The sequence below is a fragment of the Micromonospora sp. WMMD967 genome, assembly GCF_029626165.1.
In the GTDB taxonomy this organism is placed as follows: domain Bacteria; phylum Actinomycetota; class Actinomycetes; order Mycobacteriales; family Micromonosporaceae; genus Micromonospora; species Micromonospora taraxaci.
Genome location: NZ_JARUBK010000001.1, coordinates 5,600,703 through 5,622,603 on the forward strand (window position 1 = coordinate 5,600,703; position 21,901 = coordinate 5,622,603).

At 68.6% G+C, this 21,901-nt stretch carries 16 protein-coding genes; 8 read left to right on the forward strand and 8 right to left on the reverse strand.

Translation table 11 applies throughout. The features are described 5' to 3' along the window. Positions 1-3: 3 nt before the first annotated feature. The 8 genes from O7631_RS25265 to O7631_RS25300 form a co-directional block, all read right to left on the reverse strand. Complete coding sequence (locus tag O7631_RS25265) at positions 4-4,917, reverse strand: class I SAM-dependent DNA methyltransferase (protein ID WP_278146541.1); 4,914 nt, start codon at positions 4,915-4,917, stop codon at positions 4-6. Next, on the reverse strand, positions 4,914-7,715 hold the full coding sequence (locus O7631_RS25270) for a helicase-related protein (protein WP_278146542.1): 2,802 nt from the start codon (positions 7,713-7,715) through the stop codon (positions 4,914-4,916). The genes O7631_RS25265 and O7631_RS25270 overlap by 4 nt, the downstream gene beginning before the upstream one ends. 13 nt (positions 7,716-7,728) lie before the next feature. Next, entirely contained in the window at positions 7,729-8,781 is a 1,053-nt protein-coding gene (locus O7631_RS25275) for a serine/threonine-protein kinase (RefSeq protein WP_269679400.1), read from the reverse strand. Between the two features lie 305 nt (positions 8,782-9,086). After that, entirely contained in the window at positions 9,087-9,497 is a 411-nt protein-coding gene (locus O7631_RS25280; protein WP_278146543.1) for a hypothetical protein, read from the reverse strand. Next, positions 9,497-10,879, reverse strand: coding sequence for a WXG100 family type VII secretion target (locus O7631_RS25285; protein ID WP_278146544.1), 1,383 nt, complete (start codon positions 10,877-10,879; stop codon positions 9,497-9,499). The genes O7631_RS25280 and O7631_RS25285 overlap by 1 nt, the downstream gene beginning before the upstream one ends. Next, on the reverse strand, positions 10,876-11,184 hold the full coding sequence (locus O7631_RS25290) for a type VII secretion target (protein WP_278146545.1): 309 nt from the start codon (positions 11,182-11,184) through the stop codon (positions 10,876-10,878). Before O7631_RS25290 ends, O7631_RS25285 begins: the two co-directional genes overlap by 4 nt. Positions 11,185-11,197: 13 nt before the next feature. Continuing rightward, positions 11,198-11,785 (reverse strand): YbaB/EbfC family nucleoid-associated protein, encoded by a 588-nt coding sequence (locus O7631_RS25295; protein ID WP_347403521.1) that lies wholly within the window; start codon positions 11,783-11,785, stop codon positions 11,198-11,200. A gap of 4 nt (positions 11,786-11,789) precedes the next feature. After that, the gene (locus O7631_RS25300) at positions 11,790-13,697 is read right to left on the reverse strand and encodes an N-6 DNA methylase (protein WP_278146547.1); all 1,908 of its coding nucleotides are present in this window, start codon (positions 13,695-13,697) and stop codon (positions 11,790-11,792) included. Positions 13,698-13,799: 102 nt separating this feature from the next. Here O7631_RS25300 and O7631_RS25305 point away from each other — a divergent pair, with 102 nt between their 5' ends. The 8 genes from O7631_RS25305 (at position 13,800) to O7631_RS25340 (ending at position 21,899) form a co-directional block, all read left to right on the forward strand. Beyond that, positions 13,800-14,363, forward strand: a complete 564-nt coding sequence (locus tag O7631_RS25305) for a DUF4352 domain-containing protein (RefSeq protein ID WP_278146548.1) — start codon at positions 13,800-13,802, stop codon at positions 14,361-14,363. Positions 14,364-14,566: 203 nt separating this feature from the next. After that, a complete protein-coding gene (locus O7631_RS25310; protein ID WP_278146549.1) occupies positions 14,567-15,463 on the forward strand; it encodes a hypothetical protein in 897 nt (298 codons plus the stop codon). Positions 15,464-15,544: 81 nt separating this feature from the next. Then, complete coding sequence (locus O7631_RS25315; protein WP_278146550.1) at positions 15,545-17,998, forward strand: AAA family ATPase; 2,454 nt, start codon at positions 15,545-15,547, stop codon at positions 17,996-17,998. Continuing rightward, the gene (locus O7631_RS25320; RefSeq protein WP_278146551.1) at positions 17,995-18,447 is read left to right on the forward strand and encodes a hypothetical protein; all 453 of its coding nucleotides are present in this window, start codon (positions 17,995-17,997) and stop codon (positions 18,445-18,447) included. Before O7631_RS25315 ends, O7631_RS25320 begins: the two co-directional genes overlap by 4 nt. Positions 18,448-18,565: 118 nt before the next feature. Continuing rightward, entirely contained in the window at positions 18,566-19,261 is a 696-nt protein-coding gene (locus O7631_RS25325) for a DUF6218 family protein (protein WP_278146552.1), read from the forward strand. Positions 19,262-19,275: 14 nt separating this feature from the next. Then, a complete protein-coding gene (locus tag O7631_RS25330; RefSeq protein ID WP_278146553.1) occupies positions 19,276-20,523 on the forward strand; it encodes an exonuclease domain-containing protein in 1,248 nt (415 codons plus the stop codon). Positions 20,524-20,550: 27 nt separating this feature from the next. Continuing rightward, on the forward strand, positions 20,551-21,261 hold the full coding sequence (locus O7631_RS25335; protein ID WP_278146554.1) for a hypothetical protein: 711 nt from the start codon (positions 20,551-20,553) through the stop codon (positions 21,259-21,261). A 161-nt stretch (positions 21,262-21,422) separates the two neighbouring features. Next, positions 21,423-21,899, forward strand: a complete 477-nt coding sequence (locus O7631_RS25340) for a hypothetical protein (RefSeq protein ID WP_278146555.1) — start codon at positions 21,423-21,425, stop codon at positions 21,897-21,899. Positions 21,900-21,901: the final 2 nt, after the last annotated feature.

A 21,901-nucleotide genomic window follows, 5' to 3' on the forward strand; every position in this document is an offset into this window, starting at 1 on the left:
GGGCTACGACGGTTGCCAGCCCGCGTCGATCGCATCCTGAAGCCGCTCACTAAACACGGCGTGCGCCTGCCGATACTCGTTCTCTCGATCCGCCTTGTAGAAGGGCGCTGTGTATCCCTCCGGCACGGGAGTGCGTTCCGGGTCACCCAGGTACGCCAGCAGCAGTTCGTAGTCCTCTTGACGCTGACCTTGTCCGAATACGTACGAGTCTGCAGCGATGCGGCGACCCATGCGGTCAAACCACATCCCATTCTCCCGCTCTGACAAGATCGAGTATCGCGAGCGGAGGACGGCGATCAACTCTTCAATCCCGACTCCTAGCCACACAGCCACTAGAGCATCGATCTCAACGAGGAGCGCGCGTCGCGCATACTCACTACGCAGCGGCACAGTCGGATCCCAATGATGACGCACGGCACCGATCTGATTCTGTAAGCCCCATTGCACAGCCCACTCTTCATGCAACCAGTCCACCCTGAACAGCTCATTCCAAAGCTCAGCGTACGAACTTGTCACACAGTTGGCGCGAAGCGTGCGCAGAAGGAGCGCGGCAGCCAAGGGATTATTCCTTTGAGGTGCCGGCATGGAGCGAACATCTGCAGGGTGCAAGTCGGACCGACCGGTAACCCTCAAGAAGTAGTCTAGGGGAATCGAGGCCCAAAATCCGGCCGTAAGCGCCATGGTCTCACGGTCAGAAAGCGCCATTGAACAAACAGTGTTCACGTGAGCCGGTCCAGGCGGAATTATGGCAGCAAAGAGCGATCTCTCGGTATTAAACGGAATCATTCGGCGCCACGCCAGGCGGAAGTAATCCGTGTAAGGACGGCCGTCCCAGGAATCCTGACCCGAGCGACTCGACACCTCCCCCTCGGTCATGACGTAGTTAGTTACGGGGACGAAGTCGAGCGGCAACGACTCAAGATTCAAGGAGTCCCAGTCGCGGTTGTTGCGGCAGGGGATCCGCGGCTGCTTAGCCACAGGTTGAGCAATGCTAAAGTGAGGCCCCTGCAGTACAACTTGCTCGATCCTGTCGGGCAACGTCTGGTCCCAGCGAATCAAGCCATCTCTCCGGGCCGTTGACTCATCGTAGCCCCGACTAATCTGAAGTGAACTGGCTCCCAACCGGCAGTCAAATCTTGCAAGAGCCGACACGGCGCCCGCTTCGTGAGTGGTAATCGGATACAGGAGCTGCACCTGTTCCAGGGGAGCGTCAACTTCTCCCCTGAGCAAGCGCCACTCGCTCAACAACTCGGTGTTTACGTCTAGCACGCGGGACCGATGCGGGCGAACATCCCACCTACCGCGATACTTCAACCTGGGCGGCTCTCCGTCACCATTATGTGATATCGACATCGCGAGCGTGGAGGCGCTATACAATCGGCTAAGGTGCTTGAAGCTGACGCGCTGCGGCGTACCATAAATATGGACACCGAATTCAAGACTCCGAACCGCATCGTCAAAAGCCCAGTTAGCCCCATTGACGAAGCTTCCATGCACTCGCAATCGTGCATATGATGCCGCTCGGAGGCGACCCTCCTTCACACCGCCTAGGTGAGTATCTGGGTGAATCAACCCAGACGCGCCCTTCGTGTTGGAATGGCACCACACCTGACACATCATCGCGCGATACAAGTCCGGCTGAGTTCCTGCCAGAAGCGGATAAGCCGCAGCAGATCCAAGAAAGGCGACGGTACCGCAGCTATCTGAGAACTCGCGCAGGAAGTACGTTGATACCTCTGGCACAGCGAACAAACCCTTTGCCCGCCTACGCCATTGTTCGATCGACGCTCTGTCTACGAGTTTGAACCATGGTTCAATTTCGGCAAGAACGGCGTCCGGCTCCCAACGAGGACGCACCCAAGGTGGGTTGCCCACTTGGAGGTCGAAGCCGCCCCTGGCGAACGCTTGGGCGAAGTTGAGTTCCCAGTGGAAGAAGCCCTGCTGGCCGGCGGTCTGGTCGGCGGCGAGGAGCCAGGGGAAGCGGTCCGTGAGAGTCCACGGTGAGTCGACTCCAATGACGCCGTCGAGCTTCCGCTCGAAGTCACTTATCTCGCTCAGGCTCGTGAGCGTCCGGCCGTAGAACCGCTCAGTGTTCTCGTCCACGTCGCTCCGGCCGATCAGCGCCTCAGCGAAGGTCAGCCAGTCGTCCAGGTTGGACAGCGGCACCTGCTGGCGGAGCTGTTCCGCCACGGTCATCCGGCGGGTGCCGGTCGCCTTGGTCGGCATCTTCATCTGCTGCGGCAGCACGTTGCCAAGGAGGTCCGCCACCTCGTAGACCACCGGTTCCTCGTATGCCGGCTCGTCCTTAATGTGTGAGACCTGGACGGGTGCGGTCGGATAGGCCGGGTCGGAGCCGTCGAGCAGCCCGACCTTGTCCAGCGGCCAGAACCACAGCGCGCACCACACGTCCATAAGCGTCTTGAGCCGCCAGTACGGCGTGCCCGGCGCGGTCAGGTCGGCGAGGATCTCGTCTCGGGGCACCGCCTCGGTGACCGGAGGCAGGTCGTCAGCTCCCCACACCGCAATATCACGTCGAATCTCCTGCTCGGAGATGTCGAGCCGCTGCTGCACCAGCCCCCACAGGAACTCAACCCGTCGAGCGAGCGCCTGCAAGCGCTGGACCTGCGAGTTCTTCCCTTTGGCCGACGGCGTGCGCTTCATCGCCGTACGCCAGGCTTTCAATCTCGCGGTCTCGGCCGGCGCCAGCTCGCGGGCCTCTTTCTCCCCCGCGACCGCTCCCCAGCCGTCGGCGGGGAGCAGGAAGTGGTGGATGGTGCCCTCGTCGATTGGCCCGTCCCGGAAGGGCTGTTCCTTCGGCGCGGTGGTGAGCCACGACTTGTCGGCGAGCTGCTTCGGTGTGTAGGTCTTGCGGCCGGCGCCGATGAGGGAGTTGCCGCGTTGCAGGTGAAGGCCGAACCAGGGGGCCTGGAGGCCGGCGTGCATGACGTTGAGCCAGAGTGACACCTCGGCCAGCTCGACGGCGGTGCGGTTGAGGTCGACGCCGTAGCTGTTGTGCAGGGCGATGTACGCCTTCACCCGCTGGAGTTCGAGGTGGTACTGCTCCGGGTCGAGGGTGACCTCAAGTTCCTTCTGGCGGCGGCGCAGGTACTCGGCGGCGACCTGGTTGATCGCCTCGTTGAGGAACGCGCCGGAGCCGAGCGCCGGCTCGCAGATCGTCCAGTCCAGCAGTTCGCGGGCCGGGGTGATGGTGTCGTCCTGGTCGAGCCGGTACTTCAGGGCGAGCTGGACGGTGACCTCGGTCAGCGACTGCGGGGTGTAGTAGGAGGCGCTGGTCTGCCGGTCCCGGCCGGCGAGCCGGTAGACGAACTGTCCCGCCTCGTAACAGACCCGGCTACGGACGCCGGTGTACGCGTTCTCCCTGTAGACGAAGACGTTGTCGTCGTACTCGTCGGTCTTGGAGGCCGGGATCATCCACGAGCCGTCCTTCGGGTCGCCGTTCTTGGCGACCTCGTAAAGCTGCTCGGTAGCGACGAAACCGGTGTACGACATCAGACCCTCGTAAACCGCGCCGAGCTGATTGATGCCGAGCTGGGCGTACGAGATGAAGCCGCCGCGGCGCTTCTTGCCGCCCTTGGTGAGCATCAGCCGGCGCAGCACCTCGTAGAGCACCTTGTTGCGCAGCCGCGTGTCGATCTTCGGGGCGTCCTCGTCGTCGGGCTCGCTGCCTGGCACAGGGATCAGCCGGCCGATGAGCTTGGTCTTCTCCGGCAGGAACAGGTCCGACTTCATCGGCTCAAAACGCAGCCCTTCGCCCTCGCTGGCCTTGTCGGCGATCTCCGCGCCGCCGCGTGGCCGGTGCCCCTCGTTGACCATGTGGAAGAGCAGGTCGAGCGACTCGTACAGGTGGGTGCCGTCCTCTGCGGAGGGGGCGAGGCGGCGGGAGACGAGGTCACCGAGGCGGGCGAGGCTGTAGCCCTCAACGTACTGGGGGTCGTTGACCGGCAGCACGCCCAGCTCGGGGCGGGCCTCGGCGTAGAGCAGGAACAGGATCCGGTACAGGTAGCGCAGCGACTCCCGGCCCAGCTCCTTCGCCAGCTCGTCGAGGTCCATCACCTGCTGCGGCTGGTAGCCGGCGCGCCGGATCTGGTCGAGGACCTCGTTGGCGATGAGTTCGACGGAATCCTTCAGGCCCACGCGGAGTTCGCTGGACACCCCGACGGCGTGTTGGCGGGAGCCGGCGACCAGGTCGGCGAGGGGTTCGGTGCCGCCCTCGGCGGGTGGGCGCAGCGAGTCGGCGCCGAAGAGCGCGGCGACGACATCGAGTTCCTTGTCGTCGTTGCGGGCGTACGCGGTGTCGAGGCTGACCGCCAGGTAGCGGCCCTCACCCCAGACGGTGCGGTCGGCGAGGGTGACCACGCCACCGCTGAGGATCAGCACGTAGCGGGGCTTCGGGCTGTCGGCGGCGAAGAGCAGCGAGGCGAGCTTGGCGCCCGTCTCGATGGTCTCGGTGCTCGACAGAGTGAGCGGGTCGAGCAGGCGTCCGGCGCCGTCCGGGTCCTGGGCGGCCTCGGTGTCGACCGCCCAGCCGCAGTCCAGCGCGACAATGCCGTGCGCGGTGGTCAGCTCGGCGTGCGCGACGTGGACCTCGTACTCCTGGGCGTTGCGCTCGACGGTGATGGTCTGCGGCTGCGGGTCGAAGCCGAGCGCCCGCAGCACGTCCTGGTGCTGCTTGCGCAGTCGCTCCGGGTCGAAGAAGTCGACGTCGGTCAGCTCGGTCTTCGCGTCGAAGTAGGTCCGGCGCATGCCGCGCAGCCCGGCGCGCGGCGTGACCCGGCCGGACTTCTCATCCTCGGTCCACTGCTTGAGCAGGCCACCCTTGAGGGTGGTGGGCAGGATCTCGGCCAGGTAGTGCGCGGAGAGGTACTCGCCACGGTTGGTCAGCGACTCGAAGCTCATGCGGCGTTCTCCTGCGACGGTACGAGGACGGCGAGCACCCGCAGCAGCGGGTCGCCGGTGGTTTCCAAGCGGTCGAGCAGGTCGTGCTGCTCCTGGACGGTGGTGTCGACGCGTTGGCGTCGCTTCTCCCGATGCGCACCGGGCAGCTCATCGAGGAGGCTCGCCTGTTGGAAGGCGCTCAGCTGCTCGCGGTATCTGCGCAACGGCTCGGCGTTCGCCTCGGCCCACTCGTCGCGCTTGCCCTCCAGGTGCTGCCGGGCCACCTGGACGGCCTCCGGCAGCAGCTCTTTCAGTGGGTCGATGGCGATGGTCTCCGCGCGGTTGACCATCGTGGGGCCGACGTTCGCCTCCCGCAGCACCTCGTCCATCGGCCGGATCGTCGGCGACGCAGGGAGACCGGAGACGGCCATCCACTGCACAACGGTGGGCTGGCCGAGGCGGTTGGCGTAGACGCCCTGGATCAGGAACGTCGGCGCGGCCACGTCGGCGGTGAGCACCGGGGCCTGCTGGCGGCCCAGCCGGATCAGAACCTTGTCGACCAGCCAGTCGACCATCGGATGCACGTCGCTGAGGAAGGCGATGTCCGGCCACATCGGGGTCTTGCTCTGCCGGGCCTGGTCGAGTTTGCGCTGGGCCAGCGGGCGGTCGAAAGTGACCTTGAGCCGCAGGTCCTCGCCCTCGCGGTGGGCGCGCAGGTAGGAGCGGGGCAGGTCGGTGAGCCGGTGTACCAGGTCGTCGGGTGCCAGGAAGGTCAACAGCTCGTCCTCGCGGCGCAGGTCGATGTGGTCCTCGGGGCGGTCCTCGTAGATCTCGTAGAGGGCCGTGTCGACGAAGTCCTCGGTGGAATCGAAGAGCTTCGGCACCCGGGCCTGCGGCACGTCCGCCGTCACGGGCGCGGTGCCGACCTCACCGAAGAGGTCGGCCATCACGTCGACCTCGGCGTGGGCGGCCTCGTAGGACTCGTCCACCGACTTGCCGGCGAGCAGGTCCCGGACCAACCGGTCCTCCTCAGCCTTGGCGTCGAACTGACCGGTCAGGGCCTCGACGCTGCCGAGGCTGCGGTGCGCGGTCTCCTCGCGGTTGAGCAGCTTCTCGGCGACCGTCCGGTCGTCCTTGGCGTCCTCGCGGTCGGAGGTGAGGATCAGCGCGCGGAACTGCGGCTGGTGCTTCTGCCCGTACCGGTCGATACGGCCGTTGCGCTGCTCGATCCGGATCAGGCTCCACGGGATGTCGTAGTGGATCAGGTGGTGGCACTGCTGGTGCAGGTTGACACCCTCGGAGGCGACGTCGCCGGTGAACAGCAACCGGACGTCGCTGCCGGCCAGCTCGAACTCCTGCAGGATCGTCTGCTCGTCCTTGTCGGCCACCCCGCCGTGCAGCACCCGGATCGCGTTGGGCTTGAGGCCGAGCATGCCGGGGACGACCTCGGCGAGCCACTTGATGGTCGGCACCCGCTCGGAGAAGACCACGGCCCGGGTGCTGCTGTTCTTGCCGACGCCGATATCCCGCAGCTCGTCAACAAGCCTCTGGAGCTTGCTGGAGTCCTGGTCGGTCATCGCCGAGGTCAGCTCCGCGAGCCGGTCCAGCGCCGCCCGCTCGGTGCCAGTGGCCTTCTTACGCCGGTTGGTCACCGTCTCATGCAGCGCGCGGTGCGAGGACAGGAACGACTTCAACAAGGTGTACGGGAAAAGTCGGTGCTGGCCGGTGATCGCCTCGTCGGTCCACTTGCCGGCCAACCACACGTCGGTCAGCTCGTCGAAGATCTGCTCCTCGATGGTGGTCGCCGCGCAGTGCAGGGCCTGGGAGGGCCCCCGGTCGGCCCAGCGGTCGCCGATCTGGTCGCGTACCTCTGGGCTGATCTTCGTGCGACGTAGGTAGAGGTGGGCGATGTCGCTGGCCTGGTAGTCCTTCTCGTTGGCGATGGCCGCCGGGTCGAGCAGCGAGATCAACTGCGCGAACGACTCCTTGTCACCGTTGTGCGGGGTGGCGCTGGCCAACAGCAGCGCGTCGGTCTTCGCAGCCAGGCGGCGGGCCAGCTCATTGCGCTGGGTGCCTTTGTTGATGAGGTTGTGCGACTCGTCGATGACGACCGCGTCCCAGGTCGTGGCGTCCAGGTGGTGGCCGAACTGGCCGGCGTCCTTCAGGGTGTCGACCGAGATGATGGCCCGCTTGAAGTAGGTGAACGGGTTACGTCCGGCCGGGATCTCCTGCTGAATGCGCTGGATGCCGGTCGAGTCGAGCCGGACCAGCGGGATCGCGAACCGGGTCCACAGCTCCCGCTGGAACTGTTCGAGGACCTGCTGCGGCGAGACAACCAGGATGCGTTCACCCCGGCCCCGTCGGATCAGCTCGGCGAGGATCAGCCCGATCTCCAGCGTCTTGCCCAGGCCGACGACGTCGGCGAGCAGAATCCGCGGCCGCAGGCCGGAGAGCGCCAGCTCCACCGGTCGCTGCTGGTAGGTCAAGGGGTCGAGCAGGAACCGGTCGGCGAGGGCCAACCCGCGCTCGGTGCGGGGCAGCGGCGTACGCCGCAGCACCGCCTCCAGGAAGAGGCGACTCTGCCGGAACCGCGACGAGGTGTCCTGGACGAGCTCCGTCTCCTCGGGCACCAGCGGCGTGATGTCCTCAAGCTCGGTGAAGAAGGTCGCCTCAACGTCCTGCACGAACTCGGAGACGCCGACCGCCTTCACCATCGTGCCGTCCGCGGTGCCGGTCTTGACGCTGCGGATCAGCCACTCCTCGTCGCGGACGACGATGCGGGAGCCCGGAGCGAAGGTCGTTACCTCGGTGGTGGTCATCGGTGGTGCCTTCCTACAGGGTGGAGCGGCGGGCGTACTGGCGGCGCACCTTGTCGACCAGCCACGTCACGTCGGTGGACGCCTTGATGGGTGGCTGGCGATCGGGCGTGGCCGGATTCGGAGGGGCCACATCCTCGATGACCGGTGTGGCCTCCGGGTCCTGTCGCGGATCATCCAGGTCCGGCGGGACCAGCAACTCCGTGCCACCGTCGTAGGTGAGTTCAGCGACTTCCTGGCGCAGGGCAAGGACACTCTTGCCGCTGGTGGCGGTGGCGACCGCGAGCAACCGGGCGCGAACGTCGTTGAGGCCGGGTCGGGCCGTGGGGTCGTAGGCGAGCATCGCGCCGAGCAACTGGACCAGCTCGGCCGGCACCTCGGAAAGGTCGGGCAGGTCGCTCGGCTCGCTGATGCGAAGCAGCAGGTTCCAGGAGTTGGTCGGCGGGTAGAGCCCACGCCCGGTGAGCGCGAAGACCAGCGTCGCCGCGAGCGCGTAGACGTCCACCGCCGCGGTGAGGTTCCGCTCACCCTTGACCTGCTCGGGCGACATGTAGGCAGGTGTGCCGACCAGCGCGCCGGGCTCGGTGAGGTAGTCGTTCCGATCGATCAGCACCGCCAACCCGAAGTCGATCAGCTTGGGGCCATCGGGGCCGAGGATGATGTTCTGCGGTTTAAGGTCTCGGTGCAGCAGCTTGACCTCGTGCACCTTGGCGAGGCCCTCGGCGAGCATCGCGCCGGCCATCGCGGCCAACGGCAGGGCGAGCGGCCCCCGGGCGTCGACGTGCTGACGCAGCGTGGCACCGGGGACGTACTCCACGGCGAGCCAGGCCGGGTTCGCGTACGCGTCGGCGCCCTCGAGGCGGGCCACCCGGGACCCGAAGACCAGCTTGAGGCTGTCGACCTCGACAGCGAATCGCTCACGCACCGTCGGCGCCTCGATCAGGTGCTGCTTGATCACTTTGATGGCGACCCGCTCGGCCGTCGGCGACACCGCGAAGAACACGTCGCCCATGCCACCTGAGCCCAGTGGCCGGACCAGTTCATAGCCGCCGATTCTGCCCAGCGTCATTGGTCCCCCTCACGATGACACCCGACCACATTGCTCGTCCGCTCTCGCGTCTGGACGCCTCGGCGGACGCATGACCGTACAACGTTGAACTTTCTACGAGGAAGCGTCCGAACGGCGGTTCTTCTTAGGCGCTGAATTCGTACTTCATGCCGGCTCGATGGACGAGTCCGCGTTTAGCCACCTTCGTCCCTGATGACGCAGTCGAACAGCTGGGGATGCGCCGGCTCACCAGCCGCGCGTATATCGTTGAAGCCCGGCGCGTCTGTCCGGTTTCTGACTAGAAGCGTGTCTCAATCGGCGGCTTGTCAGCTTTTCCAGAACATCAGGTCGCGCGCCTGCCGCGAACAAGCCGTCAACTCCGGCACGCCCCGCGAAGGGACGACGTAGTCACGCTCGCGGATGAGCGCGAGAAAGTCCTCCGGCAACGCAACGCGATGACGCCGCACGTAGTAGGCGAGGTCCTTCCGCCAAAGCCAGTCGCCGTCGGTCACGACGGTCGAGCCGTTCATCACCTGCTGGGCCGGGTCAAAGGCGTCGTCGGCGACATCCATCACGTCGATGAGGACGTGCCCCGAGTTCAGATAGCCGACAACCTGGGCGAGGTCGGGCAGTTCCTCGGCGGCGACGCTGTCGAAGATGCTCTCCTGCGGTTCGGCGGAGCGGACCGGCCCGAATTCGCGGAACATTCCCGCCGCCTTCAACTGACCGCCGTCCATCAACGCCCACCGTTCGGATAGAAGATCTTCCACTCTCCGTCACCCCGGATCATCGGGGTCTGCCCCACGGGACCATACCGGTCGACACCGACAGCGTCGGTGGGTGCCATCACTGGCACTCCGAGGGCGTCGGCAACCTGTTGCGCCGCCGGTGGCACGCCGGCCTCGGGGGCAACTGTGCCGGTGTGACAGGACACCAGCCGCACCGGGCCGCCGTCGTAGTGCGGGTTGGCACGGATGGCGTCGGCGATCTGCTGCGGGTGGGTGAAGTTCGCGGGGTGGTCGGCACCGTCAGCACCCACGAGGCCAGGCCGGAACAGGCCGGTGCGTTCGCCGTGTACGACCACGTCGTGATGCCCGGGGATCGGCGCCACGGCGTCGAAGTTGCGCATCGTGGCGCTGTCGTAGCCGATGGCAGTGCTGTTCGGTCGGTGATAGACCGGATCTCCGGCCGGAAGGTTCGCATCCGACGGTGGCGGCGCATGAGGATGCGCGGAAGGATCCGCCCAATCCGACCGACGTCCCATCGAGTCGAGATCCGAGTCCCCCCACGGCCCCGTGCGTTCACTGGGTACGCCGCTGTGGGTCGGGTTGGACGGGTCTGTGCGGGCAGCCCGGCGCAGCAGGCCATTGAGCTCGTCGATCAGGTCACCCAAGCGCCTGAGCAGCGGGGTCAGCCGACGCAGGCTGCTGATCAGCGCGCTGATCAGCTTGCCGATCCGTGCCGCCCACTTGGCCACCAGGCTGCTCACCTGGGAGATCACCAACGGAGTCGCGATGCCCAGCGTCGCGCCGGCCTCGGCCAGCCAGAGCGGCAGCCGGACCGCCAGCACCGAGACGAAGTCCGCGATCAGGTCGCGAACCAACTCGCGGACCACCGCCACCAGCAACCCGGCACCCTCCACCAGCGAAGCGATGCCGCCGGCAGCCCGGGCGATGCCCTCCATCGCCCGCACCTGACCCGACATGTGTTCGCGGTAGGCCCGCGCCGAGGCTCCATCCCACTCGGCGAGCTGCGTGGAGACCGCCGCTTGCAGATCACCCACCGCGTCGGTGCTCTGCTTCGCGACGTTGCGCCATGTGGACGCGTACGCGTTGATCTGGTCCGGGTCGCCGGCCAGCCAGTCCAGCGCGTCCGACAGCGGCTTCACGTGTTCGAGCAACCATCCGACGCCCCAACTGACCAGCGACCCTAACGGGTCGAGCACGGTGGCCAGAGCGTCCATCGACGTGGCGACACCACCGATGGTCGAGTCGATCCAGCTGCCCGACTCGATGCCCGACACCGTGTCGGCGACGTCCTCCACCAACCCGAGTCCGGTGTACCACCGGGTCGAGTCCTGGCGCGCCGCCACCAACGGGTTGGCCGCCATGTCTGTCACAGCGGCAGACCCAACCGGCCGCCACTGCGGTTGAGGAGCCGTGCGCTCGCCGCGTCGGTCGCCTCAGTCGTGGCAGCAGCGGTTCGAAGGTTGGCTGCCGTCTCACGCAGTGCCGAAGCGGACTCTCCGAGCGCGGTCACCGCCCTGTCCGCCACGGTGTCGATGAGACGAGGCAGGAACCCGCAGATCTGCCCGTACGCCTCCGCGCCCATCTGCACGTACGCCGCCGCGCCGCGCGCGGTCTCCATCTTGTCGGCAGCGTCGTCGACCGTCGCGGCGTGCCGCATTACCGCAGCCACCGACATCTGCATCTCCGCGTCACCAGCCACTGCTGGTGCCCCGTTCCCACCGGTCGGGCTGCTCGTCAGCGGGCTTGGGGAAGCGCTTGGCGAACGTGTCGGCGACCGTCCGCCCGGTCTCCGAGTCGATGCCCACGGTGTCGTGCACCGCGACGATCACCTGATCGGTCAACCCGGCCTGCGCACGGGCGACCGTGGCCATGATGATGCTGGCAAGTTCGGAGCCGCGCATCCGCTGAACGCGGTCGTCCATCCGTAGGTCCGTCAGTGCCCCGGAGGCGGCAACCGTCACCCGGATTGCGCCGTCCGCACCTGTTGCCGACGCAGCCAGTGCCGCAACCCGCTCCGACAGGTCGGCGGCAGCTTGAGCGCGTGTCGACAGCTGGGCTGTCCAGGAATGCAGCAGCTCCTGGGCCTCGTCCGGATCCTGACCGAGCACTCCGCGACCTCCCCCGACATCGGCGCTCCGCTCAGCCCTCCACTGTGCCCCACGATCGTGCTGGGCGGTGTCCCGCTGCGGTGGGACAGGGATCTCGGGCTGAGTCACCGATCGATGATTCGGTGTTCCAGGGAGCACCCTCGGACACGGGCGTAACGGTTGAGGCACTGCTTTATCGCATGTCGGCGTCTGGCCGCAGGGCCCCTCGCGCCAACCCGTCAGCTGTCAGCTGCGCCAGCTCCGCCCCGAGCGTGGCGGCCTGCCGGATTGCCGACTCAAAGGCGTCGAGGCGTCGGAAGGCGTCGCCGTGCACTCGCTGCTCGTCCAACGACAGGCGCCGCACCTGTGCCCGTCGGATGTCGAACCGCATCGTCCCCGAGAGGCTCGACGACTGCTTCTCGTTCGCCGACGTGCGCAGCTGACCGGCCAGAAACCAAGGATCCAGTGCCGTAGCGTTCGGCCGCAGTAGGTAGAGATTGCGCCCCAGGAGCGCCCCTTCAGCGGTCACCATCCGCGCGGTGAGCTGCCGCGCGATCATCGGCACCACCACGTCTCCCACCGCGAGGGGAATCTCCTGGCCAAACCGGTCGTCGACCCGCCCCGACGCCTCCACCCCGGCGAGCACGTCCTGCACGGTGAGCACCGGTGGCCCGTCCGGTGCCGGCACGGACGTGCCAGCACGGACCGGGCCGATCAGTTGGAGCGCTCCGGTCTTCGCCAGCTCCCCCACCGTGAGGAAGAGACCGTCCGGCCCGTCGGGTGCGGGCGTGACCTGCGGCATCAGCCCCGGCAGCTCCCTCACGACGGCGGCCAGCCGTTCTCTGGTGCGTACCAGATGCTCGCCCGATGCCTCGCCCACGACGGCGGGTTGCCGGCGTGCGGGGGTGAGGTCGACGTCCTCGTCGAGCAGCTCGATGACCGGGACCGCGCGGGCGAAACCGGCCTCCTCGACATCGCCATCCGGGGCGGCAGCGAAGGCCCGCCACGCGGCCAGCACGCGCGGCCCGGTGTCGGTCAGGTCGCCACCGGCGGCGTCGATCAGCAGCGCCCGCGCCGGTGGCGGCGCGTCGGTCGCGGCGCGTCGCAGCACCCACAAATGCAGGGGTACGCCGTGCGGCGCCGCCACCCCTGGCGGGAGCGCGATGACGGCCCGCAGGTGACCTCGGCGCAGCAGCTCGCCGCGGATCCGTTTGCCGGCGCGGCGGCTGGCGACGGTGGGTGGCATCAGAAGGACGGCGTGCCCGCCGACCCGCAGGTGGGCGAGGGCGTGTTGCACCCAGGCCAGCTCGGGTTCGGTGCGGGGTGTGGTGCCGACGATCCAGCGGGGGTCGTGGCCGAGCTCCTCGTCGCCCCAGTTCGTGGCGCCGAAGGGTGGGTGGCAGACGACGGCGTCGACGGCGCGGCCGGCGAAGGCGTCGGCGCGCAGTGTGTCCCCGGCGCTGACCTCCCCGGGTACGTCGTGCAGCGCCAGCCACAGTCCGGCGAGCCGGGCCAGGTCGTCGTCGAGTTCCTGGCCGTAGACGGAGGTGCTGCCGGCGCGGACGGCGGCCCGCAGGATCGCGCCGGAGCCGGCGGCCGGGTCGAGCACTGAGCCACCGCCGACGTTGGCGAGCCCGATCATCAGGTCGGCTAGGTCGTCGGGGGTGGCGAAGGGGCGGCCGGGCCCGGGTGCGGAGAACCGCTGCCACAGCTCGTCGAACGCTCCCTGCGAGCCCAACTCGTCGGCGAGGGCATCGATGTCGGGCAGCAGCGGCGCGAGATGGGCGTCGGGGTGGCCGGTTCGGGATCCGCGTTGACGTGCCAGGAGAAGAGCGCCGACGGCGGCGAGACCGGCGGCCGGGGAGTCGCTGGCCGCGGCGAGGTGTCGCCAGAGCCGGTCGGCGGTGGCCAGCTCTGGGAGCTTGCCCTGGGTGCGTAACCACTGCTCGACCTGGATCAGGTCGAACTCGGGGCTCGCCGTCGTCCCGCCCACCGGTGCGGGGAAGTCGGGATGCCGTTTACGCCAGTTGCTAACCGCGGCGCGACCGACGCCGGCGAGCCGGGCGATCTCCGCTGCCGTGATGGTCGGGTTCTCCTGCACGTCGGAAGTCTCGCACGACTGTCAAGCACGAGATTGTCTGTTGACAGTGTTGTCGGACGATGATCTTATTGACCCCGCAACGTTCACAACAGGAGGACAACGATGCGCAAGACCACCACTCTCGCTCTGATTGCCACCGGCCTCATCGCCCTGGGCTGCGGCTCCGGTGCCGCCGACAAGGCGAACTCCAGCGGTGACGAGGGCGACGTCAAGGCGGGCAGCTCCACCGACGACAAGGGCGACGCCAAGACCGAGGAGAAGCCTGCGACCGCCAAGATCGGTCAGCCGGCCCGGGACGGGAAGTTCGAGTTCACTGTGAAGTCGTCCAAGTGCGGCGTCACCAAGGTCGGCAGCGAACCGCTCGGCCAGAAGGCGCAGGGCCAGTTCTGCCTGGTCACGGTCAACGTGAAGAACATCGGCAAGGAAGCGCAGATGTTCGACGGCAGCAGCCAGAAGGCGTACGCGGCCGACGGCACCGAGTACTCCGCCGACAGCGGCGCGGCGATCTACGCCAACAAGAACGCCGAGACCTTCCTCAACGACATCAACCCCGGCAACCAGGTCACCGGCGTCGTGGTCTTCGACATTCCGAAGAACGTCAAGCTCACCAAGCTTGAGCTGCACGACTCGATGTTCTCCGGCGGCGTCGACGTCGCCCTCAGCTGACCTCTCCACCGAATCCCGGGGCGGGTCTGGACGATCCGCCCCGGCTGTTCACAGCCCAACCTGTTCACACCGGCAGTCAGCCCTGTAGATCGTCCTGACCGCCTCTGGCTGATTCGTCTGCGTCATCAGCTCCACAGCGTCTGACTCCCACCACGCGTCCGACTGGCCCTGGGCCGCGGACCTCCCTGCCTGCGGAGACGACAATGGCCCGTTCCCAGCCGTACGACACCATCACCCGGACCATCCACCTGCGCCCCACGGTCCGCTCCTCCGGCGCCCTCCTCACTACTGCCCTGCTGGCCACGGCACTCGCGGGCTGCGTTGACGACAGCCGCCCCACCACCACGGCGGCGACGGCTTCCCCGAGCGTGTCGGCGTCCGCCAGCGCCTCGCCGACTGCGGCCCCGCCGCCGGATCGGGACGCCGACGGCATCCCCGACTCCAGCGACACCTATCCCGACGATCCCAAGAACACCCCGCAACAGCCCCCGGTCAGCCTTGCCTGCGACACGGGCAACGACTGGGATGCGCTGCTCACAGTGCGGCCCGGCAAGGACGGCCGGCCGGACTTCAGTGAGGTGTGGGCGGCGAAGCCGACGTCCTGCGACGCCCAGACGGAGATCTATCCCGTGACCGACACCGAGAAGAGCGCACTGGAGACGTCGAAGTACGAGGACGGCGACATCACCACGCTGTACGAGATGTGCGCCGCCGTCGACCCCGAGGACACGTACGTGGAGGCGGGCTTCGCCGCCAGCAGTGAGCAGATTCCGGAGATCAACGCGGCCCTCGTCCTCTGCCCCAGCTACCCGTACGCCAAGAAGTGGCGCGAGACGGTGAAACGTGGGCAGGTCGACGTGGACCTGGCAGCCCAGGGTCGGATCTTCGGCGAGGGCACGTTTCGCGTCGGTAAGGAGATCAAGCCCGGCACCTACGTCACCACTGACGTGGACGGCTGCTACTGGGAGCGGCAGAACAGCTCCGGCGACACCATCGACAACTACTTCACGAACAGCGCCCGACGGGTGCAGGTGACCATCCGCTCCTCCGACTACGCCTTCAGCTCGGAGAACTGCGGCGAGTGGCGCCCCGCGCGCTGAACCGAAGCACCGAATCCACCGCTCACCCCGGGCGGGCCGACGACCCGTCGGCCCGCGGACACCACACGCCTGGAGACGACAATGACCCAGCCCTCGCAGCCCACCACACCCCTGATCGAGCTGATCTTCGATCGGCTCGCCGCCGCTGACGTCGTACCGACCGACACCGCCGAACTGGTCCTCGCCGCACTGACCAGCGACGACGACCTGACCGCGGCTCTCGCCGGCACTCCCACCCGGCTCGACCCCCGCTCCCCCACCAGTGAGGGTCCACCGGAGCGCATCTGGTTGAAGTCGGTGACCGTCGCCGGGTTCCGCGGCGTCGGCCCGGAGCGGACCCTCCAGGTCGACCCCGGTCCGGGCCTCACAGTGGTCGTGGGCCGCAACGGCTCCGGCAAGTCCAGCTTCGCCGAGGCCGTCGAGCTCGCCCTGACCGGTGACAGCGCCCGGTGGGCCGACAAGACAAGCGTCTGGCGTACGGGGTGGCGCAACCTGCACAACCCGGACCCGTGCTGGGTCGACGTGGAGCTGCGCGTCGACGGGGTGGCCACCCCGACCCGGGTGCACCGAGCCTGGCCGGTCGGGGCCGAGCTGGCCGACGCCGAGGTGGCAGTCACCAGCGCCCGAGGTCGGCACACCGGCCTGTCCGAATTGGGTCTGGCCCGTCCGCTGGAGCTGTACCGGCCGTTCCTCACCGCCGCCGAGCTGGGCAAGCTGGCCGCCGGCACGCAGAGCCAGCTCTTCGACGCACTCTTCGCGATCCTCGGCCTGGACGCGCTCACCGACGCCGACCAGCGTCTGCTGCGCGCCGCCCGGCCGCACGACACGACCATCAAGGAGGTACGCGCACAGCGTGCCGCCCTGGCCAACGCGCTCACCGACATTGCCGACGACCGGGCCCGACGGACCGCCGCACTGCTGCGCGGGCGGGGCGGTGTCGACAGCGGCGCGGTGACGGCGATCCTCGACGAGCCGGACGAGGCGACCACCGACCGGGAGGTGCTGCTCTGCCGGGAACTCGCCGACCTCGCCCCGCCGCCGGTCGACGAGGTGACCCGGCTGGCCGCCCAACTGCGAGAGGCGGCGGCCGAGGCGCTGCGGTACGACGGCGGCCGGTCCCGGGCCGCGTTGCGCAGCGCCGAACTGCTCCGCCTCGCCCTCGAACATCACGAGGACGAGGGCGACGGGTCGTGTCCGGTCTGCGCGACCGGCGCCCTCGACGGTGGATGGCGTGCCGCCGCCGCGCAGTCGCTGACCGAGCTGCGGCAGCGCAGCGTCGCCGCCCAGACGGCGACGACTCGGCTCACCGCTCTGCTGCGGCAGGCGCACCACCTGATCGACGACCTCGCGGTGTCGGAGCGCCTCGGGTCGGAGCCCTCGGTCGGGGCGTTGCGGGACGCCGTTGCCGCGCTTCGGCGCGTACCCGGGAAGCCTGTTGATCTGGCCGACCACCTGGCCGCGCGGTACCCGGCGGTGGTGGCGGCGGCGGACGCGGCCCGCGCGTACGCCGAGGGGTTCCTGCGGCAGCGCGACACCGGTTGGCGGGCCGCGGCGGCCGACGTGCGCGAGTGGGTGGCCGCCGCCGACGGGCTTGCGGCGCGAGAGGTGGCCCTGGCCCGGTTGAAGGCCGCGCGCGCCTGGTTGAAGGGCGTCGGTGCGGAGATCCGCAACGAGCGGGTAGCGCCGTTCGCCGGGCACTCGCAGCGGATCTGGGCGCAGCTGCGGCAGGAGAGCAACGTCGAGCTGGGTGCCATGACGCTGGAAGGGGTGAACACCCGGCGGCGGGTCGTGTTCCCGGTCAGCGTGGACGGCACCGACAACGGCACAGCGCTGGGTGTGATGAGCCAGGGTGAGATGCAGGCGCTCGGGTTGGCCACGTTCCTGCCGCGTAGCTGCGCCCCGGAGAGCCCGTTCCGGTTCATCGTGGTCGACGACCCGGTGCAGAGCATGGATCCGTCGAAGGTGGACGGTCTCGCCCGGGTGCTCGCCGAACTGGCCGAGGACCGGCAGGTGGTGGTCTTCACCCACGACACCCGCCTGCCCGACGCGGTCACCCGGCTCGGCCTCGGCGACGCCCGCATCGTCGAGGTGACCCGGGCGGAGAAGTCGGTGGTGACGTTGCGGCCCGGCTCCGACCCGGTCACCCGCTACCTGGACGACGCGTCCGCGTTGGCGCGCAACGACGAGATCCCCGCCGAGGTGCGCGGGCCGGTGGTCGCGGAACTGTGCCGCGCGGCGGTGGAGGCGGCCTGCCACCGGACGGTGTGGCGGACCCGGGTCGCGCGCGGCGTTCCGCACGCCGACATCGAGACGGCCATCGAGGACGCGTCCCGGCGGGTCGCCACCACCGTCGCCCTGGCGGCGTTCGACGACGCCGAGAGGGGCGGCGACGTGCTCGGCTGGCTCCTCCGCCGGCACGGACGACGGGCGGTGAACGCCTACCAGGCGTGTCGGGAGGGTGTGCACGGGGCGTACCTGACGGATCTGCCCGGACTGGTCGCGGACGCCCGCCTCCTCGCGGGGGCGCTGTCGTGACCGCGCCGACGCCACAGCGCTGCCTGGCGGCGGCCGACCAGTTGCTGCGGGGGGCCGGTGTGCTCGGCGCCGCGGCGGTGAGCGCCGGTTGGTGGCCGCGGGCCTGCGCCTGCCTGATCCGGCTCGCCCTCGAAGGCGGCATCGACGCCTACTGGCGGCGGGTGAAGCCGACCGTGGCGGCGTGCCGGCAGGGCCGCGCGAAGCAGTTGATGCTGCGTGGCCGGCTCGGCCCGGGCACCGAGACCGCACGCCGGGCGGCGTTCGCCTGGGCGAGCCTGTCCGCCGCCACCCACCACCACTGCTACGAACTGGCCCCCACGGCGGCGGAGCTGCGGCGGCTGCACACCGAGGTCAGCGCCCTGCTCGCGCAACTCGAGCCGACCGCCCGCACTACGAACCAAAACCCCGCAGGCCGCTCGGTCACCACGGCCTTCCGACCCGCTATGTGATCTGTTCAGCCACTCGCGTGTGGACACTACGCGCCTTGAGGTGCCGCTCCGGTTGAGCCGGCGTGACCACGTTGACACCTACTGTGATGCTCCCGATTTCGATCATGAAGGACGTGGGATGGCAGAACTTGAGGAATCCGAGAGCGAACTCGCCATACCCGTTGACTACGTGCCCGGTGCGCGTGGTCATGCTGTTCTCGCCGTCGGCCCCGACTCGGACGGCGCGGAGGCCCTGGCCGTGTGGCGGCTCAGCCCGACCGGACGTGCCGGCGGCGCGTGGGTGGTACGCATCGATGACATCGCGCAGGACGACCAGCTTGTGCACATCATGTGGATGTTGCAGGGGCGGTGCCTGGTGGGGTGGGCCCGGGAGACTCCGGTCGCGATCCTGGACAGGGTCGCCCACGTACTGCCACAGCAATTGGTCAGCACGCTGCGGGGGCACGTGCTGACCGTCCCTGAACTCCTCACGGAGATCACTGAGCATCGAGCCGCCTACGCCGAGGCGGTCGACCGGCAGCGTGCGGTGTCCACGTCGAAGCTCGCCCCGCTCGCGTGGCCTGCCGAGGTGCCGGGTCACGAGGATCTGGCGATTCGGCTCGCCACGCAGCCCCGCGCCGCCTCGCCGGTCGCGGGGTCGGCGCTGGCCCTGACGTCGGCTGTCGCCATGACCGCTCAACTCTGGCAGGACACCGAACAGGCGCGGTATCGCCGGAAGTATCTGCGGCCTCTGGGTGAACCGCAGCCGCTGCCTCCACGGTGGCTGGCCCGACTGCGCGCCGCCGCCGACAGCTCCGCTCCGGCCACGATCTAAGGAGTCGACTCGACGTGTACGCAGTTATCGACCTGGAGACGACGGGCCTGCGCACCAGCTGGCACGACCGCGTGGTCGAGGTTGCCGTCATCCACCTCGACAGCGCCGGCCAGGTGACGCACGAGTGGTGCAGCCTGGTCAACCCCGACCGGGATCTCGGACCGCAACTCATCCACGGCATCTCGGCCGCCGAGGTACGGCGCGCACCGGAATTCAGTCGGCTCGCAGGCCACGTCGCCAGCCTCCTCCGTGGAAGGGTGCTGGTCGCTCATAACCTGCACTTCGACGCCGCCTTTCTCCTCGCCGAATACCGCCGGCTACGGATTGAACCGCCGATCAGCCCGGCAGAGGGGTTGTGCACCATGCGGCTGGCCGGGCACTTCCTCCCGTCGGCCGGTCGCAGCCTCCACGACTGCTGTCGCGCGGCGGGGTTACCGCCGCACCAGGCGCACTCCGCTCTGCATGACGCGAGAGCAGCCGCGCAGCTACTGGCCCACTATCTGCGGGATGCGGGAACGCCGCCGCCGTGGACGTCCGTCATCGACGCCGCTGCGGCGGCCCCTTGGCCGCCCTTGGCCGCCGAAGCGGTGGTGCCGGTGCCTCGCCGAGGCCCGGGACACCGGGAAGAGCACTTCCTCGCCCGTCTGGTGGACCGGCTTCCACGGCTCCGTGAGCCGCAGGGTGACGCGTACTTGGACCTGCTCGACCAGGCACTGCTTGACCGGCATATCTCCGTCAGTGAAGCGGACGCGCTCGTCGCCACGGCGGAAGAACTCGGCCTCGCCCGAGTCGACGTCGACCACCTGCACCGCACCTATCTGGCGAGTCTGGCGGCTGTGGCCTTGGAGGACAACGTCCTCACGTCAGCCGAACGCCATGACCTGGACCAGGTCGCCTCGTTGCTCGGGCTGCAGGCGTCCGACGTCGACCATGCACTCAAAGCCGCTCGTGACGTTGGCGCGACCCGGCCGCACGCCAAGAGCTGGCAACTCCAAGCCGGCGATCTGGTGGTCTTCACCGGGGCGATGGAGCCACCGAGGTCGTCCTGGGAAGAGGACGCTCGGGCGGCCGGGCTGCAGGTCGGTGACAACGTCACCAAGAAGACTCGCCTCCTGGTGGCCGCCGACCCCGACTCGATGTCCGGCAAGGCCAAGAAGGCCCGCCAGTACGGCATTCCGGTCGTACACCCCATCGCGTACCGGCGCATGCTCGCCGACCTCGGTCGGTCATCCGCACTCGGTCGGGGTGGGCGACTCAGTTGAGTCGTGACGATTGAAGGAGCTCAAGGCATGGCAGAAGAACCGGTTCTAGAGGCAGCCGGACGTGGGCAGCGGGTCCTCGACCTGCTGGACAAGGCGATCGCCCTGCAGACCCCACTGGTCCAGAAGAACATCGCCCGGGCCCGCCAGCGCAACCCGGAGGCGACGCCGGCGGAGGTGATCCGCAATCTGGAGCGGATGTACGTCAGCGCGTTGACCGGGACGGGTGCCGCCGTCGGCGGCACCGCGGCGGCACCCGGCGTCGGCACGGGCGTCGCGCTGGCCTTGTCGGCTGGCGAGGCTCTGTCCTCACTCCAACTGAGCGCCCTCTTCGCGCTCTCGATCGCCGAAGTCCACGGCGTCCGCATCGACGAGGTCGAACGGCGCCGGACGATCGTCATGGGGATCATGCTCGGCGGGTCCGGCTCGGCCACCATCACCAAGGTCGCCGAGCGCACCGGGCAACACTGGGGACGCCAGGTGGTCGCCAAGGTGCCCGTCGAGACGTTGCGTCAGATCAACAAGATCCTGGGAAAGCACTTCATCACCAAGTTCGGGACCAAGCAGGGGATCATCGTGCTCGGCCGAGTGGCACCCTTCGGTATCGGCGCGGTGATCGGCGGTGGCGCCAACGCTGCCCTCGCCACCCTGGCCGTGCGGGCCGGCCGTCGCGCATTTGGCCCGCCTCCGACGTCCTGGCCGCGACCGGCACCGCCGGCCGTGGGTGGAGATCCTGCTTGAGGTACGTCTGGGCGAGCAGGTCAGCGCGACAGCTCCGGTGGCTTATGGTGAGAAACCGGACACCCGGTGGGCGGGTGTCCGGTCCGGGCCGTGGGTTTCACGCTGTTCAGCCGGAGGATGACCGATGACCGCGCACGCCCGCGACGTCGACGACTGCTGAGATGGACTGGGCCGGATGGGCGTTGTTCGGGTTGGTCGCCACCGCGGCGCTCACCGCGGCGATGATCACCGCCCAGTTGGCCGGTCTCACCCGGCTCGACCTTCCTCTGGTGCTCGGGGCCGTCCTCACCGGGGATCCGGACCGGGCCAGGGTCGTCGGGTTCTTCCTCCACCTCGGCACCGGTCAGGGTTTCGCCCTGGGGTACGCGGCGACGTTCGCGTTGTTGCACCGCGCGAACTGGTGGATCGGGGCGCTGCTCGGGATTGTGCACGTCGGGATCGCGTTGACAGTGATTCTGCCGCTGCTGCCTGGTGTCCACCCGCGGATGGCCTCGCAGCGGGCGGGGCCGGCCAGCACTGCGGTGTTGGAGCCGCCCGGGCTGTTCGCGCTCAACTACGGCATCCAGACCCCGCTGGTCACGGCTGTCGTGCACGTCGTCTACGGGGTCTGTCTCGGGCTGCTCCTGCAACCCAGGTGACT